General features: G+C 44.9%; 9 protein-coding genes. 3 read left to right on the plus strand and 6 right to left on the minus strand.

Translation table 11 applies throughout. The features are described 5' to 3' along the window. Positions 1-34 precede the first annotated feature (34 nt). On the minus strand, positions 35-1,720 hold the full coding sequence (locus GVN16_RS10135; RefSeq protein WP_166563765.1) for a lipopolysaccharide assembly protein LapB: 1,686 nt from the start codon (positions 1,718-1,720) through the stop codon (positions 35-37). A gap of 296 nt (positions 1,721-2,016) precedes the next feature. Here GVN16_RS10135 and GVN16_RS10140 point away from each other — a divergent pair, with 296 nt between their 5' ends. Continuing rightward, positions 2,017-4,107, plus strand: coding sequence for a tetratricopeptide repeat protein (locus GVN16_RS10140; protein WP_166563766.1), 2,091 nt, complete (start codon positions 2,017-2,019; stop codon positions 4,105-4,107). Here the strand turns inward: GVN16_RS10140 and GVN16_RS10145 are convergent. Further along, the gene (locus tag GVN16_RS10145) at positions 4,085-4,714 is read right to left on the minus strand and encodes a response regulator transcription factor (protein WP_166563767.1); all 630 of its coding nucleotides are present in this window, start codon (positions 4,712-4,714) and stop codon (positions 4,085-4,087) included. The genes GVN16_RS10140 and GVN16_RS10145 overlap by 23 nt on opposite strands. Before the next feature lie 77 nt (positions 4,715-4,791). After that, positions 4,792-5,217, minus strand: coding sequence for a hypothetical protein (locus GVN16_RS10150; protein WP_166563768.1), 426 nt, complete (start codon positions 5,215-5,217; stop codon positions 4,792-4,794). A gap of 644 nt (positions 5,218-5,861) precedes the next feature. Between GVN16_RS10150 and GVN16_RS10155 the strand changes: the two genes are divergently transcribed. Both GVN16_RS10155 and GVN16_RS10160 read left to right on the plus strand, forming a co-directional pair. Next, positions 5,862-7,844: a histidine kinase gene (locus GVN16_RS10155; protein ID WP_166563769.1), complete on the plus strand. Its 1,983-nt coding sequence runs from the start codon at positions 5,862-5,864 to the stop codon at positions 7,842-7,844. Positions 7,845-7,851: 7 nt separating this feature from the next. Next, positions 7,852-8,598, plus strand: a complete 747-nt coding sequence (locus tag GVN16_RS10160; RefSeq protein WP_166563770.1) for a LytTR family DNA-binding domain-containing protein — start codon at positions 7,852-7,854, stop codon at positions 8,596-8,598. Positions 8,599-8,664: 66 nt separating this feature from the next. On the opposite strand, the gene GVN16_RS10165 is transcribed toward GVN16_RS10160, so the two are convergent. The 3 genes from GVN16_RS10165 to GVN16_RS10175 form a co-directional block, all read right to left on the minus strand. Further along, the gene (locus tag GVN16_RS10165; protein ID WP_166563771.1) at positions 8,665-9,474 is read right to left on the minus strand and encodes a hypothetical protein; all 810 of its coding nucleotides are present in this window, start codon (positions 9,472-9,474) and stop codon (positions 8,665-8,667) included. A 165-nt stretch (positions 9,475-9,639) separates the two neighbouring features. Continuing rightward, positions 9,640-11,247: a glycosyltransferase family 39 protein gene (locus tag GVN16_RS10170; protein WP_166563772.1), complete on the minus strand. Its 1,608-nt coding sequence runs from the start codon at positions 11,245-11,247 to the stop codon at positions 9,640-9,642. 331 nt (positions 11,248-11,578) lie between these two features. Then, the gene (locus GVN16_RS10175; RefSeq protein WP_166563773.1) at positions 11,579-14,026 is read right to left on the minus strand and encodes an outer membrane beta-barrel family protein; all 2,448 of its coding nucleotides are present in this window, start codon (positions 14,024-14,026) and stop codon (positions 11,579-11,581) included. Between the last annotated feature and the right edge of the window lie 100 nt (positions 14,027-14,126).

Consider the following 14,126-nt stretch of genomic DNA (forward strand, 5'->3'; position numbering starts at 1 on the left):
TGTTTAAGAATAAAGAAAAAGAGTTCATACGGACTTAAAGCGGATAAATTCCTTTGTCTCCGTATTGGGCTGTTTTTTTCAGGCGATCGGCGTATTCTCTGGTTTTGGCCGCATCACCTTTTTGTTTGTACACCTTATAAAGCCCCCATAAAGCCGGTGCTCCGTTGGGAAATCTTTTGAGGAGTTCTTCATAGGCAGTGATCGCTTTATCGTATTTTCCGGCTTTCAGATGCACATTGCCCAGGCTCACGAGTATTGGTTTAGGATAATAGGGAGGCTCACCGTAGCCCAGCTCACCTTCTTTTTTCTTTGCGGCTTCGAGCAGGGTTATCGCTTCGTCATATTTGTTTTCAAGGCTTTTGATCAATCCCTGGAGTTCGAGAGAGGCTATATTCAGGATATTCACACCAAACTTCGGAATGGCTTTGCCGGGTTTTTCCTGGTTGGCATTTCTCCACATATAAGCATCCAGGGCATCTGCATATCTTTTGGCAGCTTCGGTCTGGTTTTTAACGGCCTCATTCATACCAAGTGCAAAAAGGTTCAGGGCTTCTTTGTAAGCCATATTGCCCTGGCCGAATGCAGAATCCGGATCCGTGATGAGCGAAAGGCGTCTGGCGGCTTTTTCGTAGTACCCGAAGGCCAGCTCCATATTGACCGGAGCCATAATGCCCTGCCCGAAAAAATTACCCTCAAACACTTTCTTACGTGATTTGTCCACCGGCATTTTCGCCAGCTTTTCAGCATAACCCAAAGCGGTGGAATAACGCCCGTCCTGGGCACAGTTAGCCAGCAGATAATGGATGTTGTGGATGTAGTTCCAGGTGTCTACCTCCTGGATGCCGTTGGTTTTCATGTAAGCGGAGTCAACTTTGACGGAAGCTGTAAAGGCATCGTACGCTTTTTTGTAGTCACCTATGCGGTTATAAATATGGCCGGGCATATGCACCATGTGGCCTGAGGCCGGGGCCAGTTCAGCCAGCCTTTCTGAGCTGTGAATGGCCTTTTCCGGACAACAGTTTTCCATGAGGTGTATCCAGTAATGGTGTGCTGCGGCGTTGTCAGGATGAGTTTTAAGGAGATTGGAGGCAATGAATTCAGCATAAATCTGGCCCTCATTCGGATGGCCTTCCAGGTCGTAACCTGACATGTTGTTAACCACCAGGAAAAGCTGGGCTTCAATGTCTTCGGGGTATTTATGGATAATGATTTCGAGTTTTTTGAGGTATTCCTTGTAGCCTGTTTCTTTTAGAGAATCGGCCAGCAGTATGCCTTCGGCATATAATTTTTCATGTTCTGTGGCGGAGGCCTTAAGGGCTTTCAGTTTTTTGACCGCCAGTTCTTTATCTTTCCGGAACGCCTCATCCTTCATAAATAAAGTGGTACTCAATACACCCCACCAGGGCATGATCGCTGTGGAATCGAGACGGGTGGCCTCTTTGAAGGAACGGTAGCCTTCAAAATCCCAGAAACAATGTACCAGGGCCACACCCTGGCTGAAGAATTTCTGAGCAGAATCAGACTTGGTTGTGATTTTCAGACCGGAAGTGCCCACGCCCGACATCAGTTTTGGCCTTGGCAGGTTATGAAGATAGACGGTTTCCTTGCGGCTTTCCTGGATGTGCTGTGCATGTGAAGTCGCATGGGTGCCTGCATGATCGTGCTGGGCCAGGACGACGTAACTGCAAAAAATGAGTAGAAAGGTAAAAATCTGTTTCATGTTAATAGTTCAGGCTTTAATGAGAAGTCAAAATTGAAAAGTATCATCAATGCTCTTTTCAATTTCTGACTTTAAAATTTACGAAACAACCATTTGCGGAATGATTTATTTAGCGGTAAACCGGCTCATTCATACCCTGTTTTTTTTTCTTCAACAAAATTCGGTTAAAAAAAGCACAGAAGAAATCACCTGATCCGGTGATTTTGCCTCACTGAATTCAGTGATTTTAAGGCAAATTACTTGATGGATAAGTATTCAGTATCTATATTTCGTAAGGTATCTTCAATAAACTAAGCGTGAAAAAGTTGATTTTCTTGTTGCTCCTGTCTGCAGGTGTTTCAGCACAAAGCCTGGATACACCCGCTTTTAATTTTGACAGGAAGTCGGACCTGAAATATACCGACAGCCTGTTAAGGTCAACCAGGAAAAGGATATCTGAACTGGACGCCCTTCCGCCAAGCCCCCGGAGAGACACCGTGAGGTTTGAACTGAGCTCATTCCTGAGTTATGTATACCGCTCAGGCACTCATAAAACTGACAGTACTTATCACATTGCTGCTCAGCTGAGAACCATGGCAGCCAAGAAAGGCAACATCAAATATCAGTTGAGGGCGGTCATTTTCCTGGAGTATTATTTCAGGGTGATGAAGAAAGACTATGTGGAAGCCATGAAGCTTAATTTCGAAGCCCAGAAGCTGATGACCGGGAGCAGAGAAGAGGAAGAACGGAACCTGTGGAGGATCAACAATAACCTGGGGAAACTGACAGCCGTAATGAAAAAGTTCAGGGAATCGGTTGGGTATTACACTAAAGCCCTGGAGACTTTTGCACTGGATAAAAGGGCTGTTCCTGCCCAGCTGGCAGAAATATACCAGTCTGCGGGCTTAAGTTATAACCAGAACGGGGAATTTGAGAAATCATTGAGCAGCTATAAACAAGCCCTTCAGATCATCAAGGATAACCGGGGCAGCAACACTAATTTTGCTTACCTGTATGTGGATGTGGCGATGGCTGAAAAAGAACTGGGCCATTACAAAGAAGCATTGAACAGCCTGAACCTCTCCCTGCAATACTGGGAAAAATTGAAAAGCAAACCTGGGATTTCGACGGTTTACTGCGAAATGGCCAGGATTTACAACCACCTGGACGACTACCATGAATCAATACGCCTGGCAGACCAGGCCCTTACTTTATCTGAGGGCTTGCCGGTGGTGAGGCTGAAGTCATACGAAGTGCTGGCCGCCGATTATGAAGCCCTGAAGCGTTTTGATGAAGCCCTGAAGTATCATAAGCTGTTTATGACAGAATCGGAAGCGGAAAGGAAGGCAAGTAAAACGTCTGAAATGCTGGCCCTGCAGGTGGAAGCCGAAAAAGAGAAACTGGAGATACGGTTGCTGCAGGAAAAAGAGATACAGGAACAGAAATACATCACCCTTCAGAAGCAGGAAGAGATAAACAGGATCAGGGGGCTGAGCGAAAGACAGAACCTGTTGAAAACGATTCAGAATAATGAATTGAGAAGTTTGCTGAACATACAAACACTTACTGCCGCTTCACAAAAGAAACAGACCCTGCAGGAGAATACGATTAAGCAACTGAAAATAAATGAGCTGAAACATCAGCTGGCTTCACAGGCTAAAAACCGCAATTTCCTTTTCAGCGGACTGGTTTTTATCAGCCTTTCCGGGTTGGTGCTGGTCTGGCTTAATTACAAGTTGAGGCATAAAAATAAACAGCTGAGTCAAAAGAACGCTGAAGTGGAAGCCGCCCTGGAAAAAGGGCGGACGAGTGAACGGAAGAGGGTTGCCACCGAGCTTCACGACAACGTAAACAGCATCCTGGCTTCCGTGAAAATGAGTTTGCAGGTTATCCAGCCCCAGACCGTCCACGAGAACAAAGTATATGAAAATGTAATAAAAATGGTAGACAACGCCACGAGGGAAGTCCGGCAGATTTCACACAACATGATGCCCGCCGAACTCGAAAAAGAAGGTTTTGATCATGCATTGCAAGGGCTGGTCACCCGGCTTAATCTTGGTGAAACAACCCGTTTTGAACTCAGCCTGAACGGATTTAAGAATAATTTCTCCTCAGAAATTACTTTTAACCTTTACATGATTTGCCTGGAATTGTGCCAGAATATCCAGAAGCACACAGAAGCGGCTAAGGCTAATATAGACTTCAATTGTACAGACCGTCAGCTGATCATGTCGGTTTCTGATAACGGAAAAGGTTTTGAGAAAGGCAACATGTCGGAAGGCATGGGACTTAAAAATATAAGGCACCGGGCCAAGTCCATCGGAGCCGACCTGAGGATACAATCACAGCAAGGGGAGGGCACCGTTGTTTTTGTCAGGCTTCCGCTCAATCAATCAAACCATGCTTAAGAGCATACTTCAGCAAGCCAAGGGAGCTGTTGATGCCAAGTTTTTTGTACAGGTTTTTCCTGTGGGTTTCCACAGTATTGAAGCTAATGAATAACTTTTCTGCAATCTGGGTACTCGAAAGCTCCGATACAATCAGTTTCAGGATTTCCAACTCACGGTCTGATAAGGGAACGGCTGCAAGCGGAACATCCTGGGGTTTGGTCAGGCTCATGATCACCCCGTTGCTGAAATAAGGCTTCCCGCCGGCCAGTACCCTGATAGCGTTTTCGAGTTCGGATTTATTAGCGGTTTTCAGCAAATATCCGGAAGCTCCCGCTTGCAGGGCCTCTCTGACGTGAGCGGCTTCGTCAGACATCGTTAAAATAAGGACTTTGACAGCAGGGTGTTTCTGGCGGACTTTCAGGATCACCTCAATACCACCCATCAGGGGCATCTGGAGATCGCAGATGAGTACATCCGTTTCATAAGCCTCCAGCAACTTCATGACATCTATTCCGTTGGCGGCCGTGGCCACCAGCTCCAGTCCGTCAATGGTGTGAAGTAACATGCTCATACTTTCGAGAAACATCTGGTGGTCGTCTGCAAGAAGGATCTTTATGGTTGCCAAGATTTTATTTTTAATTCTTTACCGATAGATATGGACAAGATATTAAAAAATAAAGCCCGAACCAAGGAGGTCTTTGACTAATTGTGAGGTAATTTCTCCCTGGTCAGGAGGGCAACGCCTGTCCAGTACAACAGGATAAAGGGTATGCCCGGAATAAAAAACAGGAACAGGAACTCAAATCCTTTCGGTAAGTGCATTTCGGTTACCAGGATGACCGTTGCCGAAATGATCCCCATCAGACCGATCAGGCAAGTGAGGACAGGACTCCAGATTTTTACTTTTCGCAGTTGATACAAGCGGATCGCTAACCACATGACAATCGAAAACTGGATTAAACGCCCCGTAGCCCCGGGAATAATCACATGAATATTATCATAGGATTTGACAAAATCATCCGCATTTTTGCCTTCATCCGTCCATTTCTTTAATCCTTCCGGATATAAATAATGATGTGAAAACTCCCAGATCATTTCTGCAAAAGCAAGTACAAACAATACTGCCATTATCCATTTGAGTGGATTTGTCAATTGGAAAGTATTATTCCTGAACTGTATAGCAGCATAAAATCCGAATAATAGTGCCGCAATAAAGAGCACAATATATCTGAAATGCTCTCTTTCGGGGTGCTGCAGCATTACGATACTTAAGTCAGGCGGTGCAGCCAACCCGGTTATTCCCACAATGACAGTACCGATAAGAAAGAGGGGGGGCCTCCTGATACAGGGGTGTTAAATGATTGCCCGTACCGCCGGATGATAAGAAATAAAATCAACCCGATGGCAAGAGTGACCAATGTGAGTATTAACACATAACTGGTCATGCTGTTTCCCTCTTTATAAGGAGTGAATTTAGCTATCAGATTTCCGGTCAGGAACGGAAAAAAAATGAGAAAGAAGACGAGCAGGGTTCGTAAGATTTGCTTTGCCATGTCATTAGATTTTTTACTGAAGTTCTGTTTTATGCTCCTCTTAAAAAAAGAAATGATGGTAGGCAGGTGTTTTTTTACGGAGAACGGAATGATTGCTTAGGTAAACTGCAAAATGGTCGTTCCCTCAGAAAAACGACCGTTCACCATCATAATTAGGTAAATGCAAAAAACATAGCTAATTTTAGTTGATACCACGATGATATGAAACGGATCATTTTAATGATATTCATTTTGCTGACAGGCCCTGCTAAACTGCCTGCCCAGGATACCTTAGTGCTTGATGGTCAGCCCGGATGGAAGAAAGGTCTCCCGATCTTCAGGTATTGTGTGTTTTATCAGGAAAACGGAGATGAACCTTTAACTTTTGAGGCCGTTAAAGAGCAGTTGTTTATACCATATGCCGACAGCCTCAGGCAGGTACATCCATATAACAGGCCATTGCTCGTTCAATGGCTGAAATTCACGATTACAAATAGATCAGCAACAGATACGATAAACCTGAGGCTTGCCACCGGTGCTCATTACTTTACCCGTTTATATGATGCAGCAGGATTTGTTACAAAAAGTGGTATTTATGAGACCGGCGTATCGGGTTATGAAAAGGGTACGCTTCCGCTGATAGTGAAACCGGGCAGTACACAGACGTTCTGGCTGAGAACTGAAGACCGGCAAGGCCTGATGACGCCTGCCTGGATAGGTCTGGAAACTCCCTATTCCTTTCTTGATGGCAGTCTGGAGGGTGCCCTGCGTGACAAACTGCTCCTTCTTTTCCTGGCCATGCTGACGGGCTGCCTGTTTTTTATATCCGTTTTTGCGGCTTACCAGTATTTTCTGTATAAAGACAGGGCTTTCTTATGGTACATGGCTTATACCATATCTTCGGCATTGGTCGGGCTTTTCTGGATAGACATCCGCCACATTTTCGGGCTGTTCTCTTCTTTCTTTCATGACCTTATGTTTTCTGTCTTCCTGTTTATTGTGCCGGTCCTCTACAGCCTTTTTGTGGGTAAAATGCTTGAACTGCCGCAACAGTTCAGAAAAACCTGGATCGTGGTACAATGCCTGCTGGTAGTCGCATGCCTTCAGATGCTGATGGAATTTGCCACCGTACGTACGGGAAGGTTTGTGTTTACTGACTACTACGGATATTTTGTATCCATGGTCCCGGTGGCTTTGTTAAACGTCATCTTGTTGGTGCTGACCGCGATGAGCACTAATAAAGTAAAATGGTTTATGTTTGGAGGCCTGATGAGCATGCTGGCACTCTGGTGCATGCCGATGCTGATTTTCCCGAACGTCGAATTCCGTACAGATGCCATTACCATGGTGCTGATATTTATTCCCTTTTATTTTATGCTCGGACTCACGATAGAAGCCGTTTGTTTTTCATTTGCCTTGTCCTACCGGAGCAAACTGGTGCTGATAGAAAAAAATAACCTTCAGGCATCCTACGCAAAAGACCTGGAAGAACAATTGAAGATAAGGACAGGAGAACTGGAAGAACAGGGCAAAGCCGCCGAAGTACAAAAGATAAAACAGGTGGCGGCGGAGTTTGAACAAAAAATTGCGGAGACGGAAATGACGGCCCTGAGGGCACAGATGAATCCCCATTTTATATTCAATTGCCTTAACTCCATTAAGCTATATACCCTTGAGAATGATTCTAAAACAGCTTCTGAATACCTGACCATCTTTTCACAATTGATAAGACTGGTGCTGGAGAATTCCCGCTCGGAAAAGATCTCTCTGCAGAAAGAACTGGAAACGCTGAGACTGTATATTGAGCTGGAAGCGATGCGGTTTAAGGATAAAGTGAAATACACCATCAACGTAGACCCGGAAATTGACCGGGAATATACAGAGATCCCTCCTTTGCTGATACAGCCTTATGTCGAGAATGCCATCTGGCACGGGTTGATGCACAAGAAAAGCGGCGGCCTTATTGCGATTAATGTCACCCAGCCGACGGAAAATTCCCTGCTGGTGGAAATAACAGACGATGGGGTGGGCAGGCAGCAGGCAGCTGAATATGAAAGCAAATCAGCTGTCAGGAAAAAATCATTCGGGCTGAAAATGACCTCAGAGCGGATTGAGGCCATTAACCAGTTGTATAAAATGGAGGCTGAAGTACAGATTACCGATATAAAAAACGGCGGTGATAAACCGGCCGGAACAAAAGTGAATATCAAAATCCCCCTGTGAAACGCTTATGCTCAAGGCCATTATCATAGATGACGAACCCGACTGCGTGAAATTGCTTTCACTGCAGTTAAAGATGTATTGTCCCCAGGTGCAGGTAGTGGCAGAATGCACAGAAAGTGAAGAAGGATTACTACAGATAACAGAACGGCAGCCCGACCTGGTTTTTCTTGATATAGAAATGCCGGTCATGAACGGCTTTCAGTTGCTCGAAAAAATAGGCCATATTCCGTTCAGCCTGGTGTTTGTAACGGCCTATGATCAGTTTGCCGTAAAAGCCTTTCGTTTCAGTGCCCTCGATTATCTGCTGAAGCCCATTGACGGGAAAGACCTGAAGGCCGCAGTTGAAAAAGCTGAACAACGCCGCTGGCCACAGACACAGCAACTCAGTTTGCTCAGACAACAATGGAAGGGAGATGTTAAAATACTGCCCGATAAAATCGCTTTGCCCTATCAGAATGGCGTCACTTTTGCAGAACTGAAGCAGATCATCTGTTGTGAATCGGAAAATAACTATACCCGGATCCATACGGCAGATGGTCATCATTATGTGGTGGCCAAGACCCTCGGAGACATACAGGAAGTGCTGGAAGAAAGGAATTTTCTGAGGATTCACCGGCGGTATCTCATCAACCTGGACCACATCAAAAAATACGTGCGTGGCGAAGGGAACTATGTCATCATGTCAAACGATCAGAGCATTCCTGTGGCCCGTAATCAGAAAGAAAAACTGATCGGCAGGTTTGGATGGTTATAAAAACGCATACAAAACCAAAGCCCGGACCATGTGGCCCGGGCTTTGTATATTGAAAAGATAAAACCCTTAATTACATCCCTGGAACGAATAATTGTTAAGAATTTCTCCTTTGGCAGTGCTCCACAGACTCTGTTCCACAAATCCCTTGGCATTTACTTTCTGGGTATTCAGAGTGTAGGAATTGACCAGGACTATTTTTCCTTCCAGGTCGGTAGCATACAGTTCCATCACAGACCCTATGCCCGGATCCACTTTCGGGAAGGCATAACCCAAAGGCAGCTCGTAAGGAACGCCGTGTTCCATGAGATAGCTTTCGGCCGATTTTACCGGTGTTCCGGCAGGTTTGATGATCTGACGGTACTTAAGATCACCCTTCAGAAGCACCACTTCATATTTGGTCTGAACACCCTGTGCATTGTATTCAAAAATATGTTTTGAATCGGTAGGGGCGTCTCCGAACTCATTAGTGTATTCAATGATCCTGCCTTCCTGATCGTATTTTATGCGGTGAGTTCCCCATACACCGATGTCGTTTTTGGGGTCAACCATGGTCACGGTGCTGATGCGGCCGTTTTCATAAGCATATTTTTCTTTAAAGGCCAGTTCGCCGCCTATCGTACAAATGCTTGAAATCAGCAGGTTTTTGTCGTCATAGGTAAGATCGAATTTGGTGTTATAACCATCTTTGGAGAGATTGAACGTTTTGACGAGGCCCTTTTCATTATAGGCAAAACTTCTGGAACCGGTGCCTGTGCTCTGAAAACCAGCCAGATAACAACCTTGCGGCGTGACGGAACCGTCACCATCTTTTTTACAGGACAAAGGAAGAAGTGCTAAGGCAATCAGTACTGAAACGAGAGATAATTTTAATTTCAAGGCTTTTGTTTTTTTGTATCCGGCAAAGTTCATTAAAATCAACCATTATTTCCAACGCTTGATGAATACTTTTTTATATCTCCTCTGTAAAAAAAGCCGGTTATGATGAATCGGAAGGAAATAAAAAGGGGAGTGGCGTTTAATATTTGGGGTGACGGATTTATTTTAAGGATTAGACAACTCAATTCTATCCACTTTAAAAACATAGATAGTATCTACAGGACTTAAAGATAACCGCCAGACCGGGTTGTGGATCGAAGAAGAATATAAACTCGCAAGTCTGCTGCCCGAAACAAAAGTAAGCAGGCTGGCGTCTTTCCATTTTTTATCCACCAGGCTGAGTTTTAAAGCCGGGTTGATCGTTTGCCTGACTATATCCCGTGGGTATACCAGGTAGTCACCTTCCTTAACTTCTGAAGTTTGGGTGCCATAAATTTTCATATTATTTTTACGGGCATACCATTGCCAGCCCCAGTGACCTGCCGCCCAGACTGTCTGGTTTTGAGGAATCTCAATAACCCCGACCATTTCCCGGTAATAGTCAGCGGTTTTCCAATCTGAAATACCCAGTATCAGACCCAGAATTACGGTAAGTACAACAGCGGTCTGCACCAGGAATTTCCCGGCTTGCTCCATAAGCGGACTACTGACCAGGAGAAGAAAAGGAATAATTAAGAGAATATGACGGGTGGCCATAAAAGGAGCGAAGAGAACCATAAAGCTAGCCAATGCCCCAATGATAAGCCACAAAATAAAAGTATCGGAACTGATAAAATTCTTTAAATCAATTAGTTTTCCATGTTTAATGGCATCAAAAAGTAATGCAAAGGCAATCAACAGGCCATTACTGATGAATACATAATTAAGAAGTTGTCCGAAGATATGAATCTCAATGATACCCGTCCACACAAAAAGCCCATAGGAAATGACAGCGAAGAAAAAACAAAACGAAAGCCACTTTAGGGCTGAAAACCCTTTGGGAATCAGGCAGATACTGAGAGGTGAAACAGCTCCCACGCAGGCAATGAATTCTATGATGCGGACCGGGCGGAATTCATTTCTCGGCCTGTTAAAAATGTGCACCGAGCCAAACTCCTGTACATTCCAGAATGACCATCCTGCAAGCATAAAAACCGGAATCAGCAAAACGGGCAGGTACTTAAAGTCACGCCGGATGAGCATGACCAGTAAAATAACCACCAGTAAAGGAAGAAGCGAGTACTTGATCAAAAGTCCAAGGCCAATGCAAAGTGCTGACAGGCAATAGTATAATAGCTTTTGCTCTTTCCCGGACTTAAGGAGATAATAAGCCGAAATTAAAACCAGGGATAGCACCGGAACATCTACCATCACGTTCTGATTGATGATGAATGCAGGACAAAAAGCCAGGAAAATCAGCAGGATACGGGGCTTTCCAACACGCAAAAAAACAGCTGTTTTATAAAAATAATACAGAACCAGGAAAGTGAAAACGGATTCCATTAAATGCAGCGGGATTTCGCCCATCCCGAACAAAAACGAAGTGAATGCAACCAGGTAAAAAAACAGGACCGGCTGATTGTGACTGTACATCGGGGTGGGGTCATCAGCCCAGTTGATCAGCCCTGACATGGGTTTCAAAGGGTTTTCTCTGAGCCACTGCCCGGCCTCAAGATGAAAAGTATCATCAATATGGAAAGCCTTATCGATATTGATGGCCGTCAGTATCAGCCATAGCAAAAAGATAAGAAAAATGTCTTTTCTGAAAAAACCGGGTAACTTCAATCCTGTCATTAAAACCTGTATTCAGTCATCAATAGCTTGCAGATAAACTTAGTTTAAAATGTCCGGCAGGACATAATGAGCGACTAAAGTACAAAGATTTATTGGTTATTTTAAAAGATGCGGAGGGGTTTTGTATATTTTAATATCTGATAAAGGAAGCTTTACTTTTATTGTATAGAAAACCTGGAATCGGACATCGGGAGGGCTCCGGACTCCGCTCAGCCTGACAGTAAGAAAGATAATGCTTTGCCTTGTTATTGTTTTAAGGTATTTATTCCGGCAGCGGAGGTTTGTTTAAGCCAGGTGCAGGATGATACTCCCGCACCTGGCTTAAAATTGTTTAGTCGACCCTGCCTTTCTCAGCTTCCGCGGCGTTATCATTGTGTCTGCGTTTGCGGGCAAAAGTCTCTTTACCGAAGCGGTAAGTGAAGGCAAATCCGATCCTCTGGGTATCCGAGGCACTCGTTTGAAACGATTCCGCCTGTTTCAGGCTGATGGATTTTCTCTCGTAAACCCATGAATGAAAAATATCATCCGCACTCACCCGGATACTGCCTTTTCCTTTCAGGATTTTCTTTTGAAGAGCAGCTCCCAGGCGGTACATGCCACTGGTTACCTGTTGTCCGTTCAGGTCTGTGCTGGCGTAATAACCGATCAGTTCGCCGCTTAAAGTTTTACTGAAAGTGAAATAGTTGTTGAATTCCAGGCGGGCTACGTTGGTTACAAAGTCCAGGTTTTCTGTGTACACCTTTCCTTCGATGCCCATCCGCGATAATCTTAGGGTCGGATTGAAGTTCCACCATTTGGTGGGAGACAGCGACAGCGTCGTATTAAGCAGGAACATAAAACCTTTGGCTACATTATCTGACCTGGTAATGAACACATTGCCTGCGGCTTCGGTAGTAGGAAGAAATATGTCTGTAAACCAGTTGTAGCTCAGCCCCATATTCAGTAACTGTTTGTGTTGGAACTTCAACTCGACCCGACTTTGATACTGTGGCTTCAGCATCGGGTTGCCTGAGCTGTAAGAATATTGATCGCGGAAAAACAGGAACGGATTAAGCGACTGGTAATTAGGACGGGCAATTCTTCTGACCATCATCAGGGTCAGGGTGTTTTTATTGACAGAATCAAGTTTATAACTCACAAAAGCACTGGGAAACAGGCTGGTGTAGTTTTTGGTGAAAGAACTGCCGGACACTTCCTCGTTGCCCAGCTGCTTCCCTCTGGCCTGTGTGCTTTCGACCCTTAAACCCAGTTGTACACCCAGCCGTTTCCAGGCCTTCTGGCTGTTGACATAGGCGGCGTTGATGTTTTCATGGTATTTGAAATGATTCGATTTGCTGTTGTCAATGCTTTGTATGGGCCCTTCCAAATCGTAATAATCAGAGATATTCTCGTTATCAATCACGCTGGATTTAAAACCGGCTTCCAGCCTGACTTTGTTTTTAAAAGGTTGCACATAGTCGGCTTTGGCGGTGTAAATGCCGATGTTGGAGGGCAGGATGTATAAGAAATCATGGCGGCTGGCCAATGTGCCGTCAGCCTGATATATAAAGTTCTGAAGGGCCTGGTCTCCATCCGAAATATAACGGATGTAATTCACGTCGGCCGAGAGTTCTTTGCCTTTGTTGTCAAATTTATGCAGCATATTCAGGTTGGTCGATAAATTAGTCCTTGAGCTTTTTCCCAGGGTATTGCCTGTGTTTAAGCCCGTCAGCTGATGACCGGCATTGAAGTTATTCCCCTCATAATCAAATGTATTTTTGCCCTTTCCGCCGTTCAGGTTGACAATCGCTCCCAGGGTGGTTTTAGGCGAGGCGGTAAAATCCAGGCCAAGGTTGATGCTTTGTCCGGTGTTTTTGCCTACCTGGTTATTGACCAGGTCCAGTGAGGAACAGAGCCCTGCTTCTGTATTATAAAACTTCCTGTAGTAGGTTTCATAAGTATAATTTTTCTCAATATTGTAGCCGATATTGGTAAAAAGATTGATTTTCCGGTGATTGTAATTCAGGCTCAGTGCATCATTGTTCCGGGCATATCTGCCTTGTGAATAGCCCGCCGAAACGCTTCCTGTAAAACCCCCGGTCCTGTTTTTCTTCAGACGGATATTGATGATGGCGTTTCCGGCAGCGTCGTATTTGGCAGACGGATTGTCCATCAGTTCTATTTTGTCCAGCACACCTCCCGGCAGCGATTTAAGGTAAGAAGCCAGGTCTTGTCCTGACATGTAGGTAGATCTGCCGTCAATCAAAACCAGTATGCCCGTCCGGCCGTTGAGGCTGATTTCTCCGTTGTTGTCAACGCTTACACCCGGTGTTTTGCCCAGTACCTCCAGGGTATTGCTGGTAGCACTGCCAATCATAGATTCCACATTGACGATCGTCCGGTCAATGTCTTGTTCGATCAAAGGTTTTTTAGCTGATACAACCACTTCTTTCAACTGGATGTTTTTAGCAGGTAAGAGTATGATCACCGGAAGGGTAACGACCGGATGACTGTCGTCAATAAGCAAGGGCACACTTTTGTACTGTTTCTGACCAATGGCGGTGATCACCAGCACGTAGGTGTTGTTCTGAAGGTTACTGAACTGAAACTTCCCGTTTCCGTTGCTGATCTCACCTTTTACCATGCTGGAGTCTTTGCTGATCATCAGCCGGACGGTGGCACCGGGAATCACGTCATTATCTGTACCTTTGATGGTACCTGAGATCATGCCTGAAGAGGTCTGAGAGAATGCCGTGAGGGCGTTAAAGCACATAAGGCACAGGGTAAGTAATGTTTTCATAATTTGCTTTTTTTATTTTCAGCAAAGATGAAGGACTCAGGAGACCTGCTAAAATAAATATGCCGTATCAGGCCATATGCCTGACAGAATTCAGTTTCGG

The sequence above is a fragment of the Emticicia sp. CRIBPO genome (assembly GCF_009905725.1).
In the GTDB taxonomy this organism is placed as follows: domain Bacteria; phylum Bacteroidota; class Bacteroidia; order Cytophagales; family Spirosomataceae; genus Leadbetterella.

Bases quoted from the DNA above. Each gene is read 5' to 3' on its own strand.
- GVN16_RS10135 (WP_166563765.1), bottom strand. From the start codon at position 1,720: ATGAAACAGATTTTTACCTTTCTACTCATTTTTTGCAGTTACGTCGTC.
- GVN16_RS10150 (WP_166563768.1), bottom strand. From the start codon at position 5,217: ATGGCAGTATTGTTTGTACTTGCTTTTGCAGAAATGATCTGGGAGTTT.
- GVN16_RS10155 (WP_166563769.1), top strand. From the start codon at position 5,862: ATGATATTCATTTTGCTGACAGGCCCTGCTAAACTGCCTGCCCAGGAT.
- GVN16_RS10160 (WP_166563770.1), top strand. From the start codon at position 7,852: ATGCTCAAGGCCATTATCATAGATGACGAACCCGACTGCGTGAAATTG.
- GVN16_RS10170 (WP_166563772.1), bottom strand. From the start codon at position 11,247: ATGACAGGATTGAAGTTACCCGGTTTTTTCAGAAAAGACATTTTTCTT.
- GVN16_RS10175 (WP_166563773.1), bottom strand. From the start codon at position 14,026: ATGAAAACATTACTTACCCTGTGCCTTATGTGCTTTAACGCCCTCACG.